The organism is Neobacillus sp. DFD-2R (genome assembly GCF_057747865.1).
Window position 1 is genome coordinate 248,972 of record NZ_CM173228.1, and the last position, 25,711, is coordinate 274,682.

The 25,711-nt window shown below is 33.6% G+C and carries 26 protein-coding genes and 2 pseudogenes; 25 read left to right on the plus strand and 3 right to left on the minus strand.

The window, feature by feature from the left end; all coding sequences use genetic code 11:
* The first annotated feature begins 14 nt into the window (after positions 1–14).
* From AC3ANV_RS01260 to AC3ANV_RS01305, 10 genes are all read left to right on the plus strand, one after another.
* Positions 15–1,049 (plus strand): glycosyltransferase family 2 protein, encoded by a 1,035-nt coding sequence (locus tag AC3ANV_RS01260; RefSeq protein WP_488311896.1) that lies wholly within the window; start codon positions 15–17, stop codon positions 1,047–1,049.
* A gap of 15 nt (positions 1,050–1,064) precedes the next feature.
* Positions 1,065–1,823 (plus strand): acyltransferase, encoded by a 759-nt coding sequence (locus tag AC3ANV_RS01265; protein ID WP_488311897.1) that lies wholly within the window; start codon positions 1,065–1,067, stop codon positions 1,821–1,823.
* Positions 1,824–1,840: 17 nt separating this feature from the next.
* Positions 1,841–2,695, plus strand: a complete 855-nt coding sequence (locus tag AC3ANV_RS01270) for a glycosyltransferase family 2 protein (RefSeq protein WP_488311898.1) — start codon at positions 1,841–1,843, stop codon at positions 2,693–2,695.
* A gap of 14 nt (positions 2,696–2,709) precedes the next feature.
* Positions 2,710–3,942: an O-antigen ligase family protein gene (locus AC3ANV_RS01275; protein ID WP_488311899.1), complete on the plus strand. Its 1,233-nt coding sequence runs from the start codon at positions 2,710–2,712 to the stop codon at positions 3,940–3,942.
* A 37-nt stretch (positions 3,943–3,979) separates the two neighbouring features.
* Positions 3,980–5,068 (plus strand): glycosyltransferase family 2 protein, encoded by a 1,089-nt coding sequence (locus tag AC3ANV_RS01280; protein ID WP_488311900.1) that lies wholly within the window; start codon positions 3,980–3,982, stop codon positions 5,066–5,068.
* Between the two features lie 90 nt (positions 5,069–5,158).
* Complete coding sequence (locus tag AC3ANV_RS01285) at positions 5,159–6,619, plus strand: flippase (protein WP_488311901.1); 1,461 nt, start codon at positions 5,159–5,161, stop codon at positions 6,617–6,619.
* 4 nt (positions 6,620–6,623) lie between these two features.
* Complete coding sequence (locus tag AC3ANV_RS01290; protein WP_488311902.1) at positions 6,624–7,181, plus strand: acyltransferase; 558 nt, start codon at positions 6,624–6,626, stop codon at positions 7,179–7,181.
* Between the two features lie 139 nt (positions 7,182–7,320).
* Entirely contained in the window at positions 7,321–8,649 is a 1,329-nt protein-coding gene (locus AC3ANV_RS01295) for a UDP-glucose dehydrogenase family protein (RefSeq protein WP_488311903.1), read from the plus strand.
* 245 nt (positions 8,650–8,894) lie between these two features.
* Entirely contained in the window at positions 8,895–10,283 is a 1,389-nt protein-coding gene (locus AC3ANV_RS01300) for a sugar phosphate nucleotidyltransferase (protein WP_488311904.1), read from the plus strand.
* A 64-nt stretch (positions 10,284–10,347) separates the two neighbouring features.
* On the plus strand, positions 10,348–11,469 hold the full coding sequence (locus AC3ANV_RS01305) for a glycosyltransferase (RefSeq protein ID WP_488311905.1): 1,122 nt from the start codon (positions 10,348–10,350) through the stop codon (positions 11,467–11,469).
* A 36-nt stretch (positions 11,470–11,505) separates the two neighbouring features.
* On the opposite strand, the gene AC3ANV_RS01310 is transcribed toward AC3ANV_RS01305, so the two are convergent.
* Positions 11,506–12,423, minus strand: a complete 918-nt coding sequence (locus tag AC3ANV_RS01310; protein WP_488311906.1) for an LCP family glycopolymer transferase — start codon at positions 12,421–12,423, stop codon at positions 11,506–11,508.
* A 419-nt stretch (positions 12,424–12,842) separates the two neighbouring features.
* On the opposite strand from AC3ANV_RS01310, the gene AC3ANV_RS01315 reads away from it, so the two are divergent.
* From AC3ANV_RS01315 to AC3ANV_RS01360, 10 genes and pseudogenes are all read left to right on the plus strand, one after another.
* The gene (locus AC3ANV_RS01315) at positions 12,843–13,268 is read left to right on the plus strand and encodes a VanZ family protein (protein WP_488311907.1); all 426 of its coding nucleotides are present in this window, start codon (positions 12,843–12,845) and stop codon (positions 13,266–13,268) included.
* 790 nt (positions 13,269–14,058) lie between these two features.
* Complete coding sequence (locus AC3ANV_RS01320; protein WP_488311908.1) at positions 14,059–14,277, plus strand: DUF1659 domain-containing protein; 219 nt, start codon at positions 14,059–14,061, stop codon at positions 14,275–14,277.
* Between the two features lie 36 nt (positions 14,278–14,313).
* Positions 14,314–14,532, plus strand: a complete 219-nt coding sequence (locus tag AC3ANV_RS01325) for a DUF2922 domain-containing protein (protein WP_488311909.1) — start codon at positions 14,314–14,316, stop codon at positions 14,530–14,532.
* Positions 14,533–14,616: 84 nt separating this feature from the next.
* A pseudogene (locus tag AC3ANV_RS01330) lies at positions 14,617–14,760 on the plus strand (YvrJ family protein).
* Positions 14,761–15,356: 596 nt separating this feature from the next.
* Positions 15,357–15,479, plus strand: a complete 123-nt coding sequence (locus AC3ANV_RS01335; protein ID WP_488311910.1) for a hypothetical protein — start codon at positions 15,357–15,359, stop codon at positions 15,477–15,479.
* Between the two features lie 124 nt (positions 15,480–15,603).
* Entirely contained in the window at positions 15,604–16,026 is a 423-nt protein-coding gene (locus AC3ANV_RS01340) for a hypothetical protein (RefSeq protein ID WP_488311911.1), read from the plus strand.
* Between the two features lie 25 nt (positions 16,027–16,051).
* Complete coding sequence (locus tag AC3ANV_RS01345) at positions 16,052–16,879, plus strand: RNA-guided endonuclease InsQ/TnpB family protein (protein WP_488311912.1); 828 nt, start codon at positions 16,052–16,054, stop codon at positions 16,877–16,879.
* 199 nt (positions 16,880–17,078) lie between these two features.
* Entirely contained in the window at positions 17,079–17,777 is a 699-nt protein-coding gene (locus tag AC3ANV_RS01350; RefSeq protein WP_488311913.1) for a VIT1/CCC1 transporter family protein, read from the plus strand.
* Between the two features lie 165 nt (positions 17,778–17,942).
* The gene (locus tag AC3ANV_RS01355) at positions 17,943–18,263 is read left to right on the plus strand and encodes a cupin domain-containing protein (RefSeq protein ID WP_488311914.1); all 321 of its coding nucleotides are present in this window, start codon (positions 17,943–17,945) and stop codon (positions 18,261–18,263) included.
* A 177-nt stretch (positions 18,264–18,440) separates the two neighbouring features.
* A complete protein-coding gene (locus AC3ANV_RS01360) occupies positions 18,441–18,941 on the plus strand; it encodes a hypothetical protein (protein WP_488311915.1) in 501 nt (166 codons plus the stop codon).
* A gap of 128 nt (positions 18,942–19,069) precedes the next feature.
* On the opposite strand, the gene AC3ANV_RS01365 is transcribed toward AC3ANV_RS01360, so the two are convergent.
* Positions 19,070–19,837, minus strand: coding sequence for a WD40 repeat domain-containing protein (locus AC3ANV_RS01365; RefSeq protein WP_488311916.1), 768 nt, complete (start codon positions 19,835–19,837; stop codon positions 19,070–19,072).
* Between the two features lie 307 nt (positions 19,838–20,144).
* Positions 20,145–20,351: pseudogene (locus AC3ANV_RS01370) on the minus strand (LCP family glycopolymer transferase); the annotation flags it as partial.
* Between the two features lie 147 nt (positions 20,352–20,498).
* Here AC3ANV_RS01370 and AC3ANV_RS01375 point away from each other — a divergent pair.
* The 5 genes from AC3ANV_RS01375 to AC3ANV_RS01395 all read left to right on the plus strand — a co-directional run bounded on the left by AC3ANV_RS01375 (position 20,499) and on the right by AC3ANV_RS01395 (position 25,709).
* On the plus strand, positions 20,499–21,104 hold the full coding sequence (locus tag AC3ANV_RS01375) for a YesL family protein (RefSeq protein ID WP_488311917.1): 606 nt from the start codon (positions 20,499–20,501) through the stop codon (positions 21,102–21,104).
* Positions 21,105–21,486: 382 nt separating this feature from the next.
* A complete protein-coding gene (locus AC3ANV_RS01380) occupies positions 21,487–22,506 on the plus strand; it encodes a LacI family DNA-binding transcriptional regulator (RefSeq protein ID WP_488311918.1) in 1,020 nt (339 codons plus the stop codon).
* 37 nt (positions 22,507–22,543) lie between these two features.
* Positions 22,544–23,839, plus strand: a complete 1,296-nt coding sequence (locus AC3ANV_RS01385) for an ABC transporter substrate-binding protein (protein WP_488311919.1) — start codon at positions 22,544–22,546, stop codon at positions 23,837–23,839.
* Between the two features lie 65 nt (positions 23,840–23,904).
* Positions 23,905–24,798: a carbohydrate ABC transporter permease gene (locus AC3ANV_RS01390; RefSeq protein WP_488311920.1), complete on the plus strand. Its 894-nt coding sequence runs from the start codon at positions 23,905–23,907 to the stop codon at positions 24,796–24,798.
* Between the two features lie 5 nt (positions 24,799–24,803).
* Entirely contained in the window at positions 24,804–25,709 is a 906-nt protein-coding gene (locus tag AC3ANV_RS01395; protein ID WP_488311921.1) for a carbohydrate ABC transporter permease, read from the plus strand.
* The last annotated feature ends 2 nt before the right edge of the window (positions 25,710–25,711 follow it).

The window sequence follows — 25,711 nt, forward strand, 5'->3', positions numbered from 1 at the left end:
TAAGGAGAAGAAAAATGAACCCATTAGTAAGTGTTATTTTGCCAACATATAATGTTGAAAAATTTTTAGACAAATGTTTGAATTCCGTCGCAAATCAAACTTATAGGAATATTGAGATAATTATAGTAATTGATGGGGCGACAGACAACTCATATAGCATTTCTAAGAAGTGGGAAAAACAGGATTCACGTATTAAAGTTATATTTCAAGAAAATGCTGGGGCGGGTCCAGCACGTAATAATGGTCTAAGAAATGCACAGGGAGAATTTATTCTTTTTGTTGATCCGGATGATTGGATTGAATCTACAATGATAGAAAAATTTGTGGATTATCAAAGACAATATAATGTTGATATGATCATATCTGGATATATAGAAGAAACATATTATGGAGACTCAGTTGATTATAAACCAGTAATATATTCTGAAAAACTTTTAAAAAATGTTGAGGATGTACGTAAGTTCTATGTGGATCTTTCAATAATGAAAGCAATCCATGCACCAACTAGAATATTATTCAGCAAACAAATAATTGATAAAAATCATATTGAATTTCCAGACCTTAGACGTTCTCAAGATGTTGTATTTAATTATCGGTATTATGATAAAATTGAAAGCCTGTTTATTTCAAAAGATACCTTTTATCACTACCGAATGGATTCGGGGTCTTACATTACTAAATTAAAAAATGACTATTATTTAATTTTGTTAAAAATATTTTCAGATTGTTGTCAATTGATCGAAAAATGGGAAGTGGACATTGATAAAGAGAAATTGCAGCAATTTTACAATCAATATTTTGTATCACTTTGTTATAATTTTGAGTCATGTATACTTAGAGGAGAATCTGTAGTTAATATTTTGGATAATCATGAGGTTCATCGACTGGCTAAATTATCAAATCCTGTAGATTTTTATCACAAATTAATGAAAAAAAATATTATTTTGCAACGTGAGGATAATATTAAACAACTAATATTGTTTAAAAATTTTATCAGAAGTAATTTTAAAGGGATTTTTAATAAATTAAAACGGACAAATAAGTATTAATCATGGAAGGATATTATGGAAAAGTTTAAAAAAATAAAACTATATATGTGGAAAGCAAAAGTGAAATTTTTCCCAAGATTTTCGTGTCCAGAAGATTTTAACCGAATCCTAAGACTTGAAGGTATTCAAGTTGGAAAGGGAACAATTTTTTACGATCCTAATTCTCAAACAATAGATCGAGAACGCCCATGGATGCTCAAAATAGGAAATTATTGTAAGATTACAAAAGGAACAATCATTCTAACCCATGATTATAGTCGTTCTGTTATAAGAAGAGTATATGGTGAAATAATAGGAGAAGCTGGAGAAACAATTATAGGAGATAATGTTTTTATTGGTATGAATTCGATTATTCTTATGGGAGCACATATTGGCAATAATGTAATCGTTGGTGCCGGGAGCGTTGTTAGCGGTAATATACCAGATAATGTTGTAGTAGCAGGAAATCCTGCTCGTATTATTCGTAGTTTAGATGAACATTACAAAATAAGGAAAAACAAATATGTTGATGAAGCGATGATATATGCTAGGACCTTTTACAAAACATACGGAAAAAAGCCAACTATACATGATATGAACGCTTTTTTCCCACTTTATTTGGAAAGAAGTTATAACGCAATTGAGTTAAATAACTTAAATATAAAGCTGAATGGTGATAATTCTAATGAAATTTTCGATGCTTTTTTGAAAACAGAACCATTATATTGTAACTTTGATCAATTTTTAGATTATGCATTGAGGAACAATACTGAGCAATCTAAAAATAGATTATAATTATGAGGAGTTTTTTTATGAGAACTACTTTGACAATTAATGTCGTGATGACATGCTTTAATAGGAGAAAAAAAACTTTAAATTGTTTAGAATCATTATATAAACAGAAATCTGATTACCAAATAAAGTTAAATGTTTTTATTTGTGATGATGGTTCTACTGATGGAACTTCGAGTGAAGTTATATCTATGTACCCTGAAGTGCACATTGTTAGAGGATCTGGAAATCTATTTTGGGCTAGAGGTATGGCAATGGCTTTGAAAGAGGCGAAAAAAGTACAATGTGATTTTTACTTGATGATAAATGATGATGTGGTTTTTAAAGATTCTATGTTGAATACAATGTTGTCCTCATATTATGAAATAAACAGTTATGATTGTGCTTTTACTGGGGCAACCGAAGATCCAGATACTAATTTATGTACTTACGGTGGTATAGGTGATATTTCAGAACCATACGGGAAAGCAATTGATAGAATATTTCCAAGTGATCCGCTTAATCAGTGTAAATGTGCAAATTGGAATTGCTTTTTAATTTCAGCTAAATATTTTGGTATTGTAGGCGATATAGATGACTATTATGAACATTCTTATGCAGATTTCGATTATTCTAATCGTATAAGACAATCTGGTGGTAAAATTTATGTGGCCAAAAATTATATAGGATATTGCAAACAGAATTCTCATAAAAATACTTGGATGGATAAATCATTTCCTATAAGAAAACGTATAGAATTGTTACATTTACCAAATGGTATTCCATTAAAATCTTCTATATATTATTGGAAAAAATACGATAAAAGAAGATGGGTCCTTCGTGTAATTCGTCCGTATTTGGTAATTTTAAAAGATGCCATTTGGAACAAAAATTAAATTAGTTGAGGAAAATGATGAAAACAAATGGAATAAAATTAAATATAAAATCCTGTATAGAATATCTAGCTGTATTGTTAATTATTCTGGATTCACGCACATATTATTTTGGTATAATAAATGGTAATTTGTATAAAATTGTTCTAATTGTCGTAAGTGTTTGTCTTACGATTATTTATTTGAATAGATTTGATTTACTTGTATGGCTTAAAATTGTGCTTATTATTTTGATTTTAGGATTAATTGATATTATCCACTCTTCCTATTGGCAAAATATTAATGCAATATTGAAACCATTAATTCTTTCAGGATTGGTTATACAGAGTATAGGGATAAAAAAGTTTATAAAATACTATGTTAACATTATGACAATAATTGCAGTTATTAGCTTGATATGCTTTGGAATTGTAAATATAGTTCCATCATTTGCATTTCATATTATGAATAGGTATACAACAGGACCTTATACATCTGTTATGCTATCTCCCTTTTACTTTTGGGGGAATAATAGTACTCTCATGCATAGGAATAGTGGACCTTGGTGGGAACCAGGAGCATTTCAAATATTTGTTACGTTGGCTATATTGTTTTTATTGACAAATTATGAGTTGTTTGGAAAAACGTTAAAAGTAAACCGTAGTAAATTATTTATATTATGTATTACATTATTAACAACTATGTCAACAACAGCATATTTGGAACTGATTCTTCTAATAATCTTTTTTAGAAAAAATTTTATAGAATTCCTTAGCAATCAATCCGTTCAAAAAATAAGCACTAATAAGAAAATCATAGGTATAGCATTGCTGATTGTTTTACTAGTAGTTTTAAGCACTAGTGGAGTAATTAGTAATAAATTTAATGAAACATCTGGTAATTATGTTTCCTATGAAACTCGATCTGCTGATTTGAATGTTAGTTTTAATTTGTTCTTAGATAATTTTTGGACCGGAATTGGTATGGGTACAGCAGGAAGTTTAGATACCATTAACCAATATAACTTTGCTACAAATTCTAATGGGTTGTTAATAATGGGTTATACATTTGGGATTATTTTTTGCATTATTTATTTTGTACTTTTGTTAAGAGGTATTAAATCCTATATACGAACTAATTCAACTATAAAAACTATAATAGTCACAATCGTGTTATTGTGCTTTTTCTTGACAGAGAATATTTACTATTTTCCAGCTATAACTATACTCTTGTTTGGTGGAACAAGAAAAGCAAAGAAAGTAATACTTTAAGTATAACAGAATAGATAAAATTGAAATGGTGTGACCTATGGAGAAAGAAATTAGTATTATAATAGCTGCATATAATGAAGAAAAAAATATTAAAAATTGTATTGATAGTATTCTTAGACAATCATTCTCAAATTATGAAGTTATTATTATAGATGATGGTTCAATTGATAACACCTATGTAATATGTGAAAGTATAACTAGGCAATACAACAATATTAAGCTATTTAGACAACAAAATGGCGGAGTTTCAATTGCAAGAAATACTGGAATTAAATATGCTAATGGTAGTTGGATTATGTTTATGGATGCTGATGATGAATTGGCTGAGGATTCACTAAAGAAATTGTATAGCCTTGCAATTGAAGAACAATCAGATGTAATACAAGGCAAGCAGGTATATCAAGGGGATGATAGTACTGATTCAAAGGAAATTCATGTTGAAAGGTATGACCCTGATATTGTACAAATTGTGGCATTAGATCGTTTTAAATATAAAAATACAAATTTACGAAATCTTTCATATTCGGTACATGGCTGTTATGGAAAATTGTTTAATTCTAATATTATAAAGAACAATAAAATTTCTTTTAAAGAAGGACTTGGATTGGGCGAAGATCTTCTTTATTATATGCAATTTTTGGACTGCTGTAAAAGTGTTACGGTAATAGATTCTCCTGTTTACGTAATCCATAATAATAATTCATCATCCACTAGAAGATGTAATGAAAAAATGCCTATCTTTGCTCAGCAGTTTACAAAGGAGATATTTTCACAGTATTCACGAAAAGAGCGAAATATTGAGTTTTATGATGCGATGTGTAACCAGGTATATATGCATATTCAAGTTGGATTAATTTATTACTTGATGCATAAGGATAATAAAATGAGTTTTTCTGAAAAATGTCTAATTTTGAAAAAAGAGATGTATAAGGATCATTATATTGAAGTTATAAATCATTTATACCAAACTAATAATGAAAAATACAGTATAAAAACAAGGGTTTTATTTTATTTTCCACTTGTATTTTTGAGTAAAAAGAAAATAAGAACATATTTACTTTTTATAAGCTTAATAAAAAATATACGTGATTTGCGGAGGAAGTTTGAATTAAGTATAAAATATTAACACTAAACATTAAAACTTGATGATAGAAAGAATGGTTTGAGTTAAAAAATTAGGGGAATTGTTCATAAAAAATACTAGGAAGAGTTAACAATGAAAAACAAATCATTAAAAATTAATGTAATTTTAAATACAGTTAAAGTCCTTTTTTCGGTAATTTTTCCGTTAATTACGTTTCCATATATCTCGAGAATATTGCATGTGGAAAATATCGGCAAAGTAACTTTTTCAAATTCCATAGTTAGTTATTTTTCGCTGATAGCCAGCCTGGGAATTTCTACCTATGCAATTAGAGAGGGATCTAGATATCGGGACGATAGAAAAAAATTTCAGGAGTTTGCAACAGAAGTATTTAGTCTTAATCTTTGCACAACAGTATTAGCATACTTATGCCTAATGGTTTCTTTTATTTTTATTCCTATGTTTTTAAAATATAAATATTTGATTGTAATCCAATGTTTAACTATTATTTTTACAACAATAGGTATAGATTGGATGAATTCAATTTTTGAGGACTTTCTTTATATAACAGTTAGAACTTTAATATTTCAAGTTGTTTCATTGTTATTAATGTTTACTTTTGTTAAAAGCGAGCGAGATATTTATGCATATGCTTTTATACTAGTGATATCCAATGTTGGAGCAAACATTTTTAATTTTATTCATTGTAGGAAATACTGGACTATTAAATTTAGTTTCCATATCAATATAAAAAGCCATATTAAACCGATATTAATTATTTTTGCATCTTCAATTGCTTCGATTATATATTCAAGTGCAAGCACAACAATGTTGGGATTCATGGTTGGTGACTATTCGGTAGGGCTATATAGTGTTTCTGTAAAAGTCTATTCTATTTTAAAGTCACTCATATTTGCTATGATAGTTGTTTGTTTGCCGAGGCTTTCGTTCATCATTTCTAAAAGACAGGATGATGTTTATCAGCAGACGGTAAATAAAATATATAAGGGTTTAACATTACTTGCTATACCCATGATAGTTGGTATCAATTTATTGGCAAACCAAATTATCCTCATAATTTCAGGGTCTGAATATATAGAAGCGGCAATGTCTTTGAGGATTTTAAGCATATCTTTATTGTTTGCAATGTTGGCATATTTTGTTATGCATTCAATGTTATTACCATTAAGAATGGAAAAGTACATCATAATAGGAACTGCAGTTAGTGCCGGTGCAAACATAATTTTAAATCTATTTATTATTCCAATATTTAAACAAAATGGTACAGCTCTAACGGATTTGATCTCAGAATTTCTTGTGTTTTCTATTACCTATTTTTATGCAAGTAAAAAGGTAAAATTGACGTTTTTTTCTAAGGATTTAACAAGTATTATTCTAGGCTGTGTAGCCTTCTCAATTTTCATTTATTTAATTGAAAAATTAAATTTAATTATGGCTTTGTTTGTTCCTATTTCGATTATTGGTAGTGCATTTATATATGGAGTAGTGTTATTCCTATTAAGGAATGAGCTTGTTGTTGAAATTATTGGAAAAGTATTAAGGAAAGTTAGTAAATCTTATTATAGGGTGTGATACTTTGAAAAGTAATTACTATAAAATAATTTTAAAAATTTTAAATATCAAATATGGTAGGAATCTACTTCTTAAAGGCTGCCCTTTAATTTTCAATAAACCAGGCGCAAACATGTCAATCGGTAGCGGTGTTACGATTAAGTCATCATTTTTTTCAAATCTTGTAGGTCTGTATTCTAGAACCATAATTGTTACTCGTACTATCGGGGCATCCATCAGTATTGGCAATAATGTGGGTATTAGCGGTGCTACAATCTATGCAAGAGAATCCATTACAATTGCTGATAATACTAACATCGGTGGAAATGTTAAAATTCTAGATAATGATTTTCATCCTATTGAAATTGAAGCACGTAATGCTGATATTAAAGAGAAAATTGGTACTAGACCTATTGTAATTGGCAAGAACTGTTTTATCGGATGCAACGCTTTAATTCTTAAGGGCACAGTGCTTGGGGATGGCTGTGTTGTAGGTGCTGGAGCAGTGGTTTGTGGTAAATTTCCACCGAATAGTGTAATTGCAGGAAACCCGGCGAAGGTTATTAAAACTATAGAACAGTAATTAATATTGGAGAAAGTAAAAGCTCCCGATTGGTTTTAAAAGTAATCCGAGTCGATATGGTTAAATTATTCTTTACCATATGATTTGTCACTGACAGATGTGTTAAAAAAAGAATTAATATAGTTAGGGTGAGAATAAAATGAAAATTGCAGTAGCTGGCACAGGGTATGTTGGCTTAGTTACCGGGGTTTGTTTGGCGGAACTTAAGCATACTGTTACTTGTGTCGATATAGATGATAAAAAAGTAGCCTTAATGAAGGCTGGGATTTCACCTATTTATGAACCAGGACTTGAAGAATTATTGGCTAATAATATGGATCGATTAAATTTTACAACCGATTATAAAGAAGCCTATAAAGATGCAGATGTTATTTTCATAGGTGTTGGAACTCCAGAAAAACAAGATGGATCTGCTAATTTAAATTACGTTTATAGAGTAGCTGAGCAAATTGCTGAAAGTATTGAAAAAGATTGTGTCGTAGTTGTTAAATCAACGGTACCAATAGGTACAAATGATAAGATTGAAGATTTGATTAAATCTAAATTGGTTCATGATGTAAATGTATATGTAGCATCAAATCCTGAATTTTTATCACAAGGAACTGCTGTAAGGGATACCCTAAAAACCTCAAGAATTGTCATAGGTGTGGAAGAACCTTTTGCAGGTGAAGTATTAAAAGAAGTATACAAGGATTTTGATGCACCGATTGTGGTTACAAATAGGAAAAGTGCAGAGATGATCAAGTATGCATCCAATGATTTTCTCGCACTGAAAATCTCTTTTATAAATGAAATTGCGAACCTTTGTGAAATTATTGGAGCTGATATAGAAGATGTCGCTCTCGGTATGGGTTTTGACAAACGGATTGGGGATCGCTTCTTAAATGCAGGGATTGGTTACGGTGGTTCTTGTTTTCCTAAGGATACAAAAGCATTGCACTGGCTGGCGAATTTCCATGATAACGAGTTAAAAACGGTTAAGGCAGCCATTGATGTGAACGAAAATCAAAAGCTAAAATTAATAAAGAAATCCCGCAAGTATTTTGATAGTTTCAATGGGTTGAATGTAGCTGTACTAGGGCTAACCTTCAAGCCGGGGACGGATGATTTAAGGGAAGCCCCTACGCTTGTGAATATTCCGATCATGATTGAAGACGGTGCGAATGTTAAAGCGTGGGACCCAGTTGGCGTAGAGAATTTCAAGAAAAAGTACCCTGATGAAATTACTTATTGCAACACCATTGAAGACACCATCAAGGATGCAGACGTATGTTTTATCTTTACAGAATGGGATGAAGTTAAAAGCTTCGATCTTTCGAAATATAGTGAGCTAATGAAAACTCCAATCGTCCTTGATGGAAGAAACTGCTATGACCTTACAAGTGCGAGAAAAGCAAATTTGATTTATGATTCGATTGGAAGAGAAACAATTAGTAGTTTAGAAGTTTCACTAGTGAAATATGCTTAATTGGAGACAGATCCTGTATTATTGCCAATAGGGATCTGTCCTTTTTACTTTATTTTTAATAATAAGATTAACTAGAATCTTTTAGTAACTTTTGTTGCACTTCTCCATCAAAAATATAGGGGATAAAAGGCATACGCAAGAAAGTATATTCAATTGGCAGAGCAGTATTAGATAACTTTTGAGCAGGACTATTATTCATATAAATCAGATTAGGTTCTAGGGAGCCTTTTTTTGGAGGGGATATTATGAGGTTAGTATTACTATCCGGTGGATCAGGTAAGCGGCTATGGCCCTTATCCAATGATACCAGATCAAAACAGTTTTTAAGAGTATTAGAAAGCAATAAAGAAGAGAAACAATCTATGGTCCAGCGTGTATGGGGGCAGTTGGAAACAGTTGGTCTAGCCGAATCATCTGTCATTGCTACTTCTAAAATGCAAAGGGATATGATCCATAGCCAAATAGGAATGGATGTCCCTCTAATCATTGAGCCCGAAAGACGCGATACTTTCCCAGCGATTGCTTTAGCTGCGTCTTATCTTTTTTCGATACAAAATGTTTCTGAAGATGAAGTGGTCGTTGTATTACCAGTTGATCCATATGTTGAAGACGGCTTTTTTGAGAAAGTAAAAGAACTAGAAAATGTTTTATTAAATTCACAAGCAGAATTGGCATTGGTAGGTGTTAGACCGACCTATCCTTCCTCTAAATACGGCTATATCGTTCCCAAAGATGCTGTTGATGGAGATAGCTATTTTACTGTTAACCATTTTACAGAGAAGCCAAGTGAAGAAAAGGCGCAAACACTTATTGACTTGAATGCCCTATGGAACTGCGGTGTATTTGCTTTTAAATTAAGGTATTTACTTGATATTTTGTCTGATAAAGGTTTGCCCCTTTATTATGATGAACTCTCACGTCAGTATCCTAGTCTTCCTAAGATCAGTTTTGATTATGAAGTAGTGGAGAAAGCAAATCATATCGTGGCTCTTCCTTATGATGGTTACTGGAAAGATCTTGGAACCTGGAACACATTAACAGAGGAAATGGCAACAGCTCAAATTGGTAAAGGTGTAGTAAGTGATGATACAGTAAATACTCATTTAATAAATGAACTTGATATACCAGTTACCGTACTTGGTGTAAAGGATATTGTAGTTGCTGCTAGTCCAGATGGGATATTAGTTGCGGATAAAGCATCTAGCCCCAAAATAAAGGAACTAATCGGCGGGTTTGATCAGCCTCCTATGTACGAAGAGCGGATTTGGGGCTGGTCCCGTGTTCTTGATTATGCTAAATATGATGATGGAAACGAAATGGTAACAAAGCGGATTTGTATCCACGAAGGGAAAAATTCTAGTTATCACTACCACAACTTACGTGACGAGGTTTGGACTATTGTCAGAGGAGAAGGGGAACTGGCATTGGATGATTATATCACCCGTGTAAAAGCAGGGGATATCATCCACCTTCCAGCAGGTAAGAAACATGGTATTAAAGCATTTTCTGAGTTAGAGTTTGTTGAAGTACAAACAGGGATTGGCATTAGTGACGAAGATTTTACTCGTTTGTTTTTTGAATGGGATGATGTGATTAATCATTTCAATAAGTCAAAAGCAAAAGTTATTATATAATTTTGTGCAGGGAGAGAACTGGAGAAGTTCTTTCCCTCCTTTTTTATTTTTGAGGTGAAGTTTTTTGAAAACCATTGCTTATTATATTTCTGATTATGGATATGGTCATGCTTCAAGAAGTATTGCCGTTATGCGGAAACTACTTGAAAAGGCTGATATAAGAATTATTGTTTGCCATTCCTTTGCGCTTTCTTTTATTAAAGAATCTCTAAATTCTAACCGCATTAGTTATAGAAACATAAAAACGGATGTTGGCTACTTTCTGGAAAAGGATTCAATATACCCTGATAAAGCTCGATTACAAGAGGAATATAATAGCTTCTTATCAGATTGGGTGCTCAATAACTATCAAGAACAGGAATTCTTGAGGATGAATCATGTTGACTTAGTTGTTTCAGATATTTCTCCACTGCCCTTTGAAGCGGCTGAAAATTTAGGTATTCCCTCTATTGGAATATCTAATTTTACTTGGTATACAGCTTATCATGAATTATTAGATGAGCTTGATTTGGAGCCTTTTAAAGAGGCCTATAAAAAAATGACATATTTCTTTTCATTAGCAGGGAGTAATGAAACCTGGGACATCGAATCCAAGGATTTCGGCTTTTTTTCAAGAGAAGTAGATTTACAAGAAGTTAGGAGAATAAAAGAGTTGGTTGATCCTAGCCGAAGCAAGAAAATTGTTTTTCTAGGACTTGGAATGAAAATTGATGTAGGTTCACTAGAACAACTCCCAATTTGGGATAGCCCTAACTGTGTTTTTCTAGTGTCGTCAAATGTCCAAGTTAATAAGGCAAATGTCTTTCAAATACCTGCTGATTATGTAGAATCACAAAATTATATAGCAACAACGGATTTGGTGATATCAAAAGCAGGTTGGGGAATGGTCGGGGAGGCTGTTAGTGCTAACGTACCTCTATTAATTCTTAATAGACCGACAATGAAAGAGGACCAAAACACAATCAACTATCTAAAAAAACATAAATTGTGTGAAACGATTGTCTGGGAGAATTTTATTACTTATAAAATTGACCCTGACATGATTAATGATAGGAAGGAATTGTTTAGAGGAAATCTTTCTGATCATCAGAATCAATCTGAGAAAATCGCAAAGGATTTAATAAGAATCTTAGAAGAAATGCAATTTGATTTTAGATATGGAAAGTTATTGTTAAATACCATATAAAAAAGGACTATTGCTAGTCCTTTTTCCGTAATTTTATTAACTTTTGGCCAAATTATCTTTTAACATATTCGTGACCTTCATTTTCTCTTCAGTTGGGACGTTAAGGTAGTAGATTCCATCAACTTTTCCGCCTACACCTTTTACCTCATATTGCGTAATATTGTTCCGGCAGTTACGATAGTTTTTCTGGATATTCATCATATCATCAAATGTCATATTGGTTTTTACGTTGTTGCCTAATGCTGCTAGAATATCATTAAAATGACTTACCGAAGAGATACTTACGGCCTTATCAAGAATCGCCGTTATAATTTGACGCTGGCGCCCATTCCGACCAAAATCACCATTCGGATCTAAGTGTCGCATCCGGACATATCCAAGTGCTTCCGGGCCATTTAGGTTGATATCTCCTTTTGTATAATGAAAACCTTTTTTATAATACCCTTCGTCAATCCAATCAAGATCATTGTGTACAGTTACTCCACCAACAGCATCAACTAATGCACTTAATGCCTCCATATTTACACGAATAAAATAATCCATTTGAATGCCTGTAAAGTTTTCAACGGTTTCAATTGCCATTTTTGGTCCACCATACGCATAAGCAGCATTTATTTTATCCGTTGTTCCATGTCCCACAATTTCTGTTCTCGTGTCGCGCGGGATACTCACCATCTGCATGGTTCCTTTTTTAGGATTCAATGTTAAAACCATTGTCGTATCAGAGCGGCCACGATCGTTAGTTCGCTCATCAACGCCCAAAAGCAGAATCGAAATTGGTTGACTATTTTGGCTAATCACAGGTTTAGTATGTGGTTTATCTAAATTAACTGTTTCATGCATTTGTCCAACTGTATCTTTTACTGAGCTATATAATTTATACGCATATCCGCCTATTCCAATTGCTAACAAACCTATAACACTGGCAATAATTATTAGAACCTTTTTCTTCATATTATCCTCAATTCTATTCGATATTTTATAACAAATTATAACACGGTTTTACAGATTTTGTGCATTTGATTTATAAGACTAATAGCTGATTATAGGGAAATGAGGGAGGTGAAAAAAATTTCGGTGCCTTTCACCGCCAGAAATTAGCCGAAGATTGATAGGTTATTAAATAGAAGAGATTGATAAAAAGGTGATGTAACCGATTATTGTGGGGATAGAATGAGTAGATAATAAATCAGAACAATAATTTATCTATACATGACATTAGTTCAGAGATAAATATTTTATCAAGTGGAACTTTTGAATTATTATTTTTGCCAATAAGGTGTATTATTGTTTCTAGATTCGAGACTTAATCATAAAGGGAAAGTTGGACTACAATGATTCGCAAAGTGATTTATGAATATTTGAAGACATTCATGAAAATTAAACTAGTACCTGTCATTGTATGGGGGTTGATTTTAGGGCTGCATACCTGGACTGATAATTTGGGGGCTCTAATACGTTTTCAATCTATTGGTTTTAGGTGGGTTTCTTCTCCAAATTTTTGGTCGTTCTTTTATTTAGCAGATATAACAAAAATTCATCATAATTTTATCATGGTTAAAACAGGACATTTTATTGGATTTGCCATATTTGATTTGCTTATTTTCAATTGGAAGAAAAGTCATAAACAGGCGTTTGCTATATCATTTACTTTTGCATTTATTACTGAATTACTACAGCTTTTTTTTGGAAGAGACGGTCGTTTATATGATTTGACCATTGATTCTCTTGGTGCCATTTCTGTATACTTCCTTTTAAAATTTAACCTATTAAACAAACTAAAAGCGTATGACTTATAGTTCTGAATTACGTGCTTGTCACGCCTCGAAATTTGTCGAAGATTGATAGATTTATAATTGTTGAAAAGTGACAGAATGGAAGTGCTACTGAATCTGTAAGGGTGGTTGGTTGTCTATCTTCTTTCCTTTGTTAGGAAGGAGGTGATAATCATGGAAACATTTCTTGTATTTCTAAAAGAAGTCTTAAAGGGGATTGTACACGAAGTAAGTGCACATCTCATTTGAATGAATCTTTTAGATAAACAGAAAACCACCCAACGCCGTCGCAAGCAAAAGGGTGGCCCACATAAAAAATAAACTATAACAACCATCAACCTGACGGTAGAGGTTGCGAAGGGAAGTGCTACCAACACTTCCCTTCTTATTATATGACCATTATACACAATAAAATTCATTTACAAGAGTGGTAGCTGAGAATTTGCGCAGATTTGCGTGTTCTGCGACCGTCTCTTTTATTCCGTTGTGGTAATCTAAGTATTTATAGAAGTTTAGGGTATAACGAAAGTCAGATTGATCACCAAGATGAGCAGCCTGGCTTTTTTTATCTTCTATATGTTCCGCATGAGCTACCTTTACGGGTTCCGAAGGCGCTTCCGCTTTTCTTTATATCGAAATTTATTTCTTTGAACTTCGATATCTGTATAGTTTTCAGTTTAACAAAATTCTACTCCTAAATTTATCTACAATAGATGGAAATGAATGTACGTTAATTTTTAGTAAAAGATTGCTATCTACCATGTCTCTTTTCTCCCCTTTTTAATATATAGAGGGTGAAAGGAGGTGGTAGACAATGGCACAGGCAATGTTAGCAGAAACAAAGCTGCGATTGGTCTTTGAAGTTGGAATGGATGAGAAGGGTGCTCCCATTTTAAAAGCAAAGACATTGAGCAACATCAAGAAAGAAGCAACAGCAAATCAGCTCTATCAAGTGGCTCAGGCATTATCTGTTTTGTGCAATGATCAGCTGAGCAGTGTTGAAAGAGCGGATAACACCGAAATTTTAGCTTAATGGCGGGGGATTCAATTACGGTAGGAGGTGAAAGGGATGGCTAAAACATTGGAATTACAATTTGTTACCGAGTTTGGGAAGACAGCTCGATTGACCGTTGATAATCCAAAAGAACCGGTGAATGAAGCGGTTGTCAAGCAATCGATGGCAGACATTATTGCTTCAGGAATCATTACGACAGCAGGCGGTAATTTAGTTTCCGCTCAAGGTGCTAGAATCGTAGAGCGTAATATAACTGATTATGAACTTGCTTAATGAATATAGCGGAAAGGCCGGATTACGTTAAAGCCGGTCTTTTTTTTTACATGTCTTCCTAACGAAAAGAAAGGAGATAGGATCGTGGATGAGCTCATACCTCTCATCAGTTAGGTAGGATTCCCTATTGTTGTGTCCTTTTACTTGCTTTATCGGATTGAAACAAAGCTGGATATGGTGGTTCAATCAATTCAGAATCTGCCCGAACGAATGAAGGAGAGAAATTGAATAGTGTCTAGTGATCACAGCCAATGAAATGTACCATCCTTGACATAGTTTTTACCACTGAATGACAAAAAGTGTACCAATGAATGACAGACTGTTTACCACTTCATACTTTCTGGATGATCAAAGATTAAATAACCATAGTTTTTGGAATCAAAAATGTTATACAAATTTAATTGTTTTTCAATAAGATCAGTCTTCCGCAAATGGGACATTAAATGGAGTAAGTTTTATTGAGCCGACAAGATTGTTGAAGAAGAAATAATCGTTTTTCTGGCAAAAATATTGGTTTTCTACGGGTAGCGATACTTTAAAAAGAGGTATCGCTTATTATGGTTTCGACGAAATGTAACCGTTGAGTGATTCGAACAGTTGCTTATTATCCACGAATACATATTTCATCAAAAGTGCTAGAAATTATACTTTGAAAAAATAATAAAATAATAATAATTATTATTAATATAACCATTTTTTATCTAATAAACCAATATTACAGTAATCGAATATAATTATTATTATCAATTACATTAATAAATTATCAATTACATTTGACATTAGATAACAATAGCAGTAGGATTCTAATTAGGAAGATGATGTAAATGAGTAGTAACGAAGAACAATTTGAAACTACTACAAAAAACAATAAAAAACTATTTATATGGGCTGCTTCCTTAAGCATTTTCTTTGTTTTGATTGAAATAGTTTATCCAACAGTGGAGTAAAACCCCTTTCTTTAGAAATGGGGATATAAGCCATTCTTTTTTTTCTTTTTACTACCACCCTTCATGCAAAAAGTGGTAGTATATAAATACAGAACAAATGTTCCGAACTGAGGTAAGAATGGGAATGGAGCAGAACAAAAAGAACATGAAAGAGCAGAAGAAAAAAGAAGTAAAAGGTGATATCGTTATTCGGAAATTTCCGTTGCGTTTGACAGAGGAGGAGAGAAGCTTAGTCGATACTCTTCGCACGGAAGCTGCGAATCTTTGGAATGATGTTGTAGACCTTCATTGGTGGTTATATGATGTGTATAAGATATGGACCAGTGCTTCAGAAAAGAAGAAATGGTACAACGCAACCACACATACCTTGCACTCTCAAACGATTCAATCCATCATCGAATTACACGAAGAAACATGTAAAAGAACAAGGGAGCTACGGGCTAAAGGTGAAAAGCAGTGGCGTTACCCTTGGAAATATAAGAAATTTTTCATCGTTAAATATAAAAAAGCGGCTATTAAAGTAAAGGAAGAAAAAGCTTGTCTTTAGCAACGGTAAAAATCAACGCCCCTTAGTGATTCCTCAACCAAAGCATATTCATTTCCATACGATAAAAAGTGCTGAAATTGTTTGGCATAAAAATCAATACTGGATGCATCTGGCAGTGGAAGTGCCTAAACAAAAGTCTGTTCAGGGTAAAAATGAAGCGGGATGTGATTTAGGTTTAATTCACGCAGCAGTTTTAAGTAACGGAAAAAATCACCTTATCGTAACTGGCAGAGAGCTCCGCGCCTTACAACGCTATAGAAACAAAAGATTGAAGGCGTTTCAAAAACGAATTAGCCGGAAAAAACCAGGTTCGAATAAAAGACAAAAACTCATTTTACGTAAACGCCGTTTTTTAGAAAAAATGGAACGGAGAATCGAGTATCTAGTGCATTCTATATCGAAAATGGTTACCGATTGGTGTGTTGATAACCAAATTAAAACGCTCTTTATTGGAACACCGGATGGAGTTCAAAAGAACACGAAGAAGAAAAAGAAAACACGTAAAGAGATCCGTCAACAACTGTCCAACTGGAGTTTCGGCCAATTAATTGAAAAAATAAAATATAAATTGAAACTCCGTGATGTGACGGTCCAACTAGTGGAAGAGTCATATACTTCGGGCACATGTCCTTCATGCGGTGAGTTCCGTAAACAATGGAATCGAAACTTCCACTGTACGTGTGGGGCGAAAGGACACCGTGATTTAGTTGGTGCACTGAATATTTTGGACAAGGCTACAAATAAACAACTTACCCCAAGCCGTGAATTATCTAAGATTCAAGATACAAAGTATCGCCGAGTCCTTTTAACTCCTATTGTTTCGCACAATGGTGGGAAAAGAACAGTGGCGTAGTGCCTATGATTGGGCTGCGGTATGTGGTCTTTACCTCATGTCGTAATGAACCGGAGAAGCAGTAAGACCCGGAAGCCCCGGCTGAAGGGCGACTTTGATGAAGGTTTAAAAAAGAATCCCCTAGATTTATCTATGGGGAGAAGTCAAGGCTACGAAGGCAGTAACTAAGTGTTACAATAATTAAATTGGATGTGAAAAAATGGATCAACACCTACATCACACAGAAGAACATTTTTCTGGATCAGACTTCATTCGAGATGTTGTCATTGGAATGTCGGACGGATTAACCGTACCGTTTGCATTAGCTGCTGGATTGTCTGGTGCTGTTGATACAACAACTTTAATTCTTACTGCAGGAGGCGCTGAGATTGCAGCAGGGTCAATTGCAATGGGACTTGGGGGATACTTGGCAGGGAAGACAGATGCAGAACATTACGAAACTGAACTTGCCCGCGAACAACGCGAGGTAGTAGAAGTGCCAGAACGTGAAGAGGAAGAAGTTGCCAATATTTTTCGGGATTATGGACTCGAAGAAGAACAAATAAGGTCAATCACCGAAACCATGAAAAAGAACCCGGAAAAATGGGTGGATTTTATGATGAAATTTGAATTGGGACTAGAAAAGCCTGAGCCAACACGCGCAAGAAACAGCGCAATTACCATTGCCGTATCTTATATTGTCGGTGGGATAATCCCTTTGTTCCCTTATTTTATCTTCAAGCATCCTGCAACAGCGTTGATGGTCTCTGTCATTGTCACACTTATCGCTTTGCTGATTTTTGGTTATGTAAAAGGAAGGTTCACAGGAACTTCACCTATAAAGAGTGCTTTTCAAACGATGATTACCGGAGGGCTTGCGGCAGCGGTTGCATTTGGGCTTGCGAAAATTCTCACCTGATGGTGAGAATTTTCGTTCTTTATATTCCATGGATAGTTTAAAATTTAAAGCCTGGTATTCATATTGGCATTTAATCCAGAGAATACTATCATAATCAGTGATTAAATTCACTTAATTGATAATTCCCTTTTTTTAAAATGTAAATAGTGAATTAGGAGGGGCATTATGGAAAAGCAATCGATTAAGGCATACCAGGAATTTAATGAGGAAAAGTTTACAAAACGGGTTATTTTTACTAATAGCAATAGTACAGCATTTGTTCTAAACTTCTTGCCCGGACAAATACTGCCTGCTCATAAACACCCTGGCGCAGAGGTCTATCTGCTTGTTGTGTCCGGTAAGGGAACCATTATCATTGACGGCATGGAATCAGAGATAACAGAAATGGATTTAATCCATACCGGTGATGATGAGGAACTTTCTTTTTCCAATACAAGCAGTGATCGGGTAAGTTTGTATGTAGTGTTAAATAAGCTTTCCAAATAGAAGTAGAAATCACATCGTTAAAAGAAGAACAAAGAGAACTTATAAAAATACTTAAAAATCAGTAATCTGATTCCTTTGGGATTTGCCAATGAAATAACCTAAGATTCATCACTTTGGTTATCTCCAAATTCTCGCAAAAAATAAAATTCCTGATTGTAACAAGAAAGAGGGATTTGTGTGTACCATAGGATTTGGACAGCTTCCAATGTTTTGATTATTACAGGCTCAATTATTTATATTTGGCTTCTTAGTCCACATGACAACACATTGATTGTAATCAGCCAGTTTTTAGCTCAAATAGCCATGGTTTTATTTGTCTTTAATGTGAATATGTATTTCATTTTCTTACTTATTCGAAAGGCAAAACAAAGAGAAGTTAAAATCCGATTAGCGACTTATTCCAGGTATTTTATGAAATGGCATATTAAAATCGCTATCACATCTACACTTCTCATTATCGGGCACGCTTTGATTAATCTTTTTAAAATAGGACCTGTTATTGGATATGGTCATTTCAAGATGTTGATGGGTTATACATCCTTTATCTTTCTTTTGGTTACTTTGTTTGCTGGGTACTTACGCAAGAAGAAAGCATCAGGGTCTCGAAAGAAATTTCACCGGGTCATAGCTATGATCTTTACGGTTTCATTTTTTATTCATATGTTTATTGCTATTTAATAATCAATGTTCCTGTATTTATAGTTCATCAGCTAATTCAACATTAAAAAGGAGTATTTTTTGAGGGGTATTTTTCCATAACGAAACTATCCATGTTATTCCGATACTTAATAGTTTTCCATTCAAATCTATTGGATGCCTTGGAGGTAAACAAGCTTGGTACAGGTGAGGTTGTCAAAATTGAATTCATACACCTCATCATATGCCGCAAAATACAGCCTTTTCCCGTCAGGAGAAAGATCCAGATCAGAGATACCAGAGGCACTTCCTGAAAAATAATAGCGAATCGTCTTTAATTCGTTTCCTGTTGATGCATCAAGAATATGTAACGAATCGTCATAGTCCGAAGCATAAAGGAGTGTTTGATTTTGAGGATTAAACACAACGGATGCTAAACTCTTCGTAGGGTGTGTATATAACTTTTGCACCGTTTCTACATTATAAACCGTGATCCTAGAATCCCAAGTATCGTTCATGACGGCTACATAGGGAAGCGTTGGATGGAACACAATTCGATCAGCGTGATCAGGAAGGGTCATTAAAACCTGCTTGGTCGCCGCAGAAACAACCGTAGTATTCCCGGAACTATCGGAAGAAAGTAGGTATTTTCCATCGGGACTTAATTGCCCAAAGGAATTGGTATAGGTTTCGCTTTTTCCGGTATCTCGGTGATAAATTGTAAAATCAGTGTTAAAGTTATATAGGCTCTCTCTGTACCTGATATAGACCGTCTTTCCATCTGAAGTCATGCCGCTGCGATCAACTAACATCGCTGGCTGATAAGTCGAAACAATCGCCTTATCCATATAATCAAAATTTTCTTCCGCCCTCACGCTATGTGACAACCCTAATCCACCAGCCGTCATCAACAGTAAGGCAAACAACAATTTCTTCATTCCTTTTTCTCCTTTTGCAATAATCAACTCAACCATATTTCGCCACTATCAGGAAAATTCCTGTCAGCTTTAAAAAACTATTTTCCTAGTAAAATGAGAAGTGACTTACCTTACCAAAATTGTCAATATTTCATCTATATTTATAAGTGTCACACCCCAAATGTCCTATTGTTAGATTGAGAAGTGGAGAGCAGAAGGCTTTAGAGTTACTAGACCTGCCTTCAAAAAGTTTTATGACTTCTCTAATTGAAGTTCCACCAATTCCATGGGATTTTGAAAATGGAATTCCCAAGAAAGCCATGGATGTATCTTTTAACATATTCGTGACCTTAATTTTTTCTTTATTTGGAACATTAAGGTAGTAAATTCCATCGATTTTTCCACCTACACCTTTTACCTCATATTGAGTAATATTGTTCCGGCAGTTACGATAGTTTTTCTGGATATTCATCATATCATCAAAGGTCATATTGTTTTTTACGTTGTTGCCTAATGCTGCTAGAATAAATAAGTAACTGTCCGACTATTAATGCTTTTCAATTTTAAAATTAGTCTTTAAAATCCATGCTTTACAAAGGTGTTTCGGTGGTCTTAAAATTGAACTACGTATTTAATTTTCACAATTAATAATTATGTATAGTATAAAAAGGCGGTGTTAAAGGTGAATAATGGCATATTAAACAAGCTGCATGGTCTTAGTACATGGATTTCCAATTTAGCCTATATCAATATTCTCTGGCTAACGTTTACCCTTTTAGGTGGAGTAATATTAGGCATATTTCCTGCAACCATAGCGATGTTTTTTATTATTAAACAAATGTTTTTGGACAAAAACGATTTTAGTATAATAAAGGAGTTTACTCTACTTTATAAGAGAGAGTTTAAAAAGAGCAACATGCTATTTTATCCTTTTATTCTATTAAGTTTTATTGTAATTGCTGATATCCGTTTTATTTCGTCGTTAGATTTAGCTTTTAGCAGTTGGGTAGTTAAATTATTTTATGTACTCTTATTTTTATTGATCATGCTCTTTTTGTATAGTCTTGTTGTTTACACATATGGCAAAACAAGAAAAAAGGAAATTTTTAAAAGCTCTTTTTATATTTTACTAAATAATCCTATGACGAATCTTTATATTTTAACTGGGTTATTATTGTTGCATTTTTTCACTATAAAGGTGGCAGGGCTATCCTTATTGTTCTCCGGATCATTATTCAGTTTGATCGTTATAATTACCGTACAAAAAACGGCAAAAAAATTTTATTAAGAATTGTTGACAGATAATTCAAAATAAAATAAACTAAGTTCAAGTAAGCGATTACAGGAAAGCGGAAATAACTTTTAAATCGATTAAATGAAATCCTTTTTTATTTGAATGTTTTTTTAATCGATTAAATAAGTTTATATCACCCGGAATTTTTTTATTTACCTCTTTATTTAATCGATTAAAAAGCTTCAATTTTATTTATCTTTGTTATTTTTAATGAATAAAGGCGATTAAAATGAGTTTGTAACAGTATTTTATTAGAATGATTTAATCGATTTAATGAGGTGGTGAGATAAACTAATTATTTTATTGAATTTAATCAATACTAATAATAGTTACTTTTAATGTAAAGAACTTAAGTAATAATTGGGAGTGTAGTTTTTTGGATACAAAAAAAGCGAACATAAAGGATGTTGCTAAAAAAGCCAATGTATCAACTGCAACTGTTTCGAATGTAATGAATTCTTCAAGATATGTAAAAGAAGATACTCGAATGAGAGTCCTTCAAGCTATGGAAGAGTTGAATTATACCCCCAGTGCAGTAGCAAAGTCATTAAAGGGAAAAGATACGAAAGTGATCGGTTTAATCATCCCGATACTTCCTAATGATACTTCTGCGGATTTTTTCCTCTCGCTTTCGAATGGAATTGAAAGTGTCTTAAATAAAGAAGGATACAGATTGGTTATCAGCAATTCTCATGAAAATATTAATAACGAACTGGCTCAAATCGATATGTATAATACACAGTTTATTGAGTATATTGATGGATTGATCATTGTACCTACTTCTAATCTTGGATATGAGACAAATGAAGCGTTTAATAGATATCCAGCGGTATATGTGGATAGAAAGCCGAACTCACTTAAAAAAGTGGATACTGTCTATACAAATAACTATTCTGTTACCTATGAAGCTATTGAAATGATGGTGAAGAAAGAAAGAAAGAAGATTGCCTTTTTTTCTGGTCCGATTGATGTATCCAGTACTATTGAACGTTATGATGCGTATCAAGATGTTCTTAGAAGGTATCGGATTGGATTTAAGGAAGAGCTCATATTTGTTGGGGAATCATCCTTTGAAGCAGGATATAAAATGGCTAAAGAACTCTTTTCAACACAAGAAGTTGATGGAATTATAGCAGTTAATAATGTTATTGCTATGGGGGTTTACAAATTTTTAAAAGAAAAGAATATAAAAATCCCGGAAGAGGTATCGTTCATTGCTTATGATGATTTTAATTGGATGGAATTAACAGAACCGTCTATTACGGCTATAAGACAACCATCATTTGAAATGGGGCAGGCTGCAGCTAAGCTTCTAATAGAAAGGTTAGAAAATCAAGCAAAAGAGCCTGAAGAAATTTGCGTTGAATCAACAATCGTTCATAGAAATTCCTTGTAAGGTTAATGATTAAATAAAAAATCATCGGGGGTTCAAGATGAAAAAAATTAAAATTATATTAAGTTTAGTCCTGCTTAGTGGTTTATTTTTAGCTGGTTGTGGGAACAAGGAGACCACAACATCATCTGACGGTAAAACAACTATAGATTTTGCCATTCATGTAGCGAATCCCAAGGATCAAGAGCCTGCTTTTTATAAAGTAATCGAAAAATTCCAACAAGAAAACCCGGATATTAAAGTTAATCTTATTGGGAAAGAACAACAAGAACATATAAAAAGTATAAAAATGGAATCTCAATCTAATAAACTTCCAGATGTTTTTTGGATGTTGCCAGCTTCAGCAGCCGAATTAGAAAAAGCCGGTATGTTAATGGATTTAACAGAGTTTCTTGATAAAAATCCTGATATAAAGAGTTCACTTAAAGAAAATATGATCAAGTCCTTTAATAAGGATGGCCACCAGTATGGCTTGCCCTATCAACCGCTAATCACTGGCTTATTTTATAATAAAGCACTTTTTGATAAATATGGGGTAAAGCTTCCGGAGACCTTTGAAGATTTAGAAGAAGCAACAAAAGTATTTGAAAAGAACGGCATTACCACTATTGCAAAGGGTGCAAAAGATGATTACTCGGTATGGGCATTTTTAACTATGCTATCCAGATATGGATACTTTGATAAAATCGATGATATTCTAGCTGGAAAAAAGAGCTATGATAACAGTGATTTTGTAAACTACTATAAAAAAATTGATGATTTACGAAAGTTAGGTGCGTTTCCTAAAAACGTAACAACACAAACATACTTCCAAGCGGTTGAGCAATTTTTAAGTGGTAAAGCAGCTATGTTGGATTCTGGTATGTGGGATGTTCAAAAAATTGAAAAAAGCAATATTGGGAAAGACGTAGGTTTTTGGTGGGGTCCGACATTCGCTGATGGTGTAGGCAACCAAAAAGTAAGCTCTGTTGTACCTTCAGCCCCATTACTGGTTAGCAAAAAAGCAGGCGAAGACAAAGCTAAGAAAGAAGCAATATTAAAGTTATTAAAGTTCTACTATGGTAAAGAAGGTACTCAAATCATGGTAGATAACCAAGTAGCTCCAATGACGAATGCCGCAGTAAATGTAGATGAAGCAGCACATCCATTGTTTAAAAAGTTAGTCGATCAAGTACAGCTTCAGGGCTGGGTAAGTCAGCCGAACCAACCGGACCTTGTCGTTCCTGAAGCAATTGGAAGTGCAATGTACGACAGTATTTATGGTGTAATTAATGGAACTTACACCCCTGAGCAAGCAGCAAAAGTTGTTGAAGATAAAATTTCGACTATTAAATAATTTGTTTGGCTAATGTAATATGTTTGATCGTATTACATTAGCCAATTCATAGAGTAGGTGGAAAAATGCGATGGTATAGTAATCATTACAATAAAATAATCCTGCTATTACCGACAATTCTAGTGTATTTAATGTACATTATGATGCCTATAGTAATTGCAACCTATTATAGCTTTACTAGTTTTTCAGGTATTGGCGTACCACAGTATGTGGGACTGTCTAACTATCAACGATTGTTCAACGACCCCATTTTTATTATCGCCCTTAAAAATACCTTTGTCGTACTATTGGTAACTTTAGTTCTACTAATCCCTGGTGCATTTTTGCTATCCCTATTACTCAATAAAAAAATGAAGGGTGTAGGCGCCTTAAGGGCAATTAACTACTCTCCTTCTATTATTGCACCAATCATGGTTGGTTTGATTTGGGTATTTATTTTAGATCCTAAGATTGGTCTTGTTAATACCTTCCTAGGAAAAATTGGTCTTGGTTCACTTGCTTTTAAATGGATTGGGGGAGAAACCTTAACACCATTTTCAGTTGCAATTGTACAAAGCTGGCAAAGTTTGGGATACATTGCCACGATCTTTCTAGCTGGATTAACGTTAATTCCAGCAGAGCTCTACGAAGCAGCCGATATGGACGGTGCAAGTAAATTCAAGCAATTAGTTAACATCACCATTCCTTTGCTTAATGAAACTTTTAAATTAAATACTATTTTAGTTATTACACTCTGTTTTAAAATCTTTGAAACTGTTCTCCAATTAACGAATGGTGGACCAAATCATTTGTCAGATGTATTGGTAACGTTTATGTATAGTACCACCTTCACTTCAGGAGAGTATGGTTATGGAATGTCGATTGCGGTCATCTCATTACTCGCGACGATTGTATTTGCGGGCGTTTTCCTAGGAATCTTTACAGTAGGTAAAAGACTTAAGAGTAAGGAAGGTGTGTGAAGGGGATGGAGTCAAAAGAAACTTATATAGCAATAAATCAAAAGGTATCAAACGATACTACTTTTGATTTATTGAATCGTAAACAAACAAGATTTAAAAGACTATCCTATATCCTTACTTATGCTGTCACTCTACTTATAATGGTACCTTTTATTTGGATGATTGTTTTATCCTTTCAAGATAACCAGACCATCCTTACAAACCCATTTTCATTACCTAAAAGTTTAAACTTCGATAACTATAAACGGGCTTTTGAAACCTTAAATATGGGCTTGCTATATAAGAATACCTTTATAGTTGCAGCAGTTTCAGTTTTCTTAGAAATGATTATTACCTTTATGAGTTCTTTTGCGATTAGTAGATTGATATTTAAACGAGAGAAACTAAAAAATGGCTTGTATTATTTTCTCATTATCGGGCTTGCGATTCCACCGTTTATCTTATTGTTTCCAATCTACCGGATTACCATAACACTCGGAATCGAAAATACGTATCTATCACTCATTTTACCATATATTGCTACTTCTATTTCGTTTAATACATTATTGTTTACAGGATTCCTGAAGGATTTTCCATCTGAAATGGAAGAAGCCGCAGTTATTGATGGCTGTAACTTATTTACACTTTGTACAAAGGTGGTATTTCCTGTAATTAAGCCAGTGGTAATGACAATTTTTATCTTTAATATTCTTTATATTTGGAATGAATTCCCATTTGCAGTCACGCTAATTAGTGACCCAAATCATATGACCATTCCGCTTGCGATATCTGAATTTAAGGGAAGATACAACATTGATTACGGTGGTATTGTATCGGCAAGCTTGCTATTTATTGTGCCACAGCTACTATTTTATGGAATCTTTCAGAAACACATTATTGAGGGTATGACTGCGGGAGCAGTTAAAGGATAAAA

Coding starts and splice junctions, on each gene's coding strand:
- AC3ANV_RS01340 (WP_488311911.1), top strand. CDS start 15,604: ATGGAGCAGAACAAAAAGAACATGAAAGAGCAGAAGAAAAAAGAAGTA.
- AC3ANV_RS01260 (WP_488311896.1), top strand. CDS start 15: ATGAACCCATTAGTAAGTGTTATTTTGCCAACATATAATGTTGAAAAA.
- AC3ANV_RS01355 (WP_488311914.1), top strand. CDS start 17,943: ATGGAAAAGCAATCGATTAAGGCATACCAGGAATTTAATGAGGAAAAG.
- AC3ANV_RS01350 (WP_488311913.1), top strand. CDS start 17,079: ATGGATCAACACCTACATCACACAGAAGAACATTTTTCTGGATCAGAC.
- AC3ANV_RS01270 (WP_488311898.1), top strand. CDS start 1,841: ATGAGAACTACTTTGACAATTAATGTCGTGATGACATGCTTTAATAGG.
- AC3ANV_RS01395 (WP_488311921.1), top strand. CDS start 24,804: ATGGAGTCAAAAGAAACTTATATAGCAATAAATCAAAAGGTATCAAAC.
- AC3ANV_RS01310 (WP_488311906.1), bottom strand. CDS start 12,423: ATGAAGAAAAAGGTTCTAATAATTATTGCCAGTGTTATAGGTTTGTTA.
- AC3ANV_RS01300 (WP_488311904.1), top strand. CDS start 8,895: ATGAGGTTAGTATTACTATCCGGTGGATCAGGTAAGCGGCTATGGCCC.
- AC3ANV_RS01335 (WP_488311910.1), top strand. CDS start 15,357: ATGAGTAGTAACGAAGAACAATTTGAAACTACTACAAAAAACAATAAA.
- AC3ANV_RS01315 (WP_488311907.1), top strand. CDS start 12,843: ATGAAAATTAAACTAGTACCTGTCATTGTATGGGGGTTGATTTTAGGG.
- AC3ANV_RS01265 (WP_488311897.1), top strand. CDS start 1,065: ATGGAAAAGTTTAAAAAAATAAAACTATATATGTGGAAAGCAAAAGTG.
- AC3ANV_RS01385 (WP_488311919.1), top strand. CDS start 22,544: ATGAAAAAAATTAAAATTATATTAAGTTTAGTCCTGCTTAGTGGTTTA.
- AC3ANV_RS01325 (WP_488311909.1), top strand. CDS start 14,314: ATGGCTAAAACATTGGAATTACAATTTGTTACCGAGTTTGGGAAGACA.
- AC3ANV_RS01365 (WP_488311916.1), bottom strand. CDS start 19,837: ATGAAGAAATTGTTGTTTGCCTTACTGTTGATGACGGCTGGTGGATTA.
- AC3ANV_RS01285 (WP_488311901.1), top strand. CDS start 5,159: ATGAAAAACAAATCATTAAAAATTAATGTAATTTTAAATACAGTTAAA.
- AC3ANV_RS01280 (WP_488311900.1), top strand. CDS start 3,980: ATGGAGAAAGAAATTAGTATTATAATAGCTGCATATAATGAAGAAAAA.
- AC3ANV_RS01390 (WP_488311920.1), top strand. CDS start 23,905: ATGCGATGGTATAGTAATCATTACAATAAAATAATCCTGCTATTACCG.
- AC3ANV_RS01275 (WP_488311899.1), top strand. CDS start 2,710: ATGATGAAAACAAATGGAATAAAATTAAATATAAAATCCTGTATAGAA.
- AC3ANV_RS01320 (WP_488311908.1), top strand. CDS start 14,059: ATGGCACAGGCAATGTTAGCAGAAACAAAGCTGCGATTGGTCTTTGAA.
- AC3ANV_RS01295 (WP_488311903.1), top strand. CDS start 7,321: ATGAAAATTGCAGTAGCTGGCACAGGGTATGTTGGCTTAGTTACCGGG.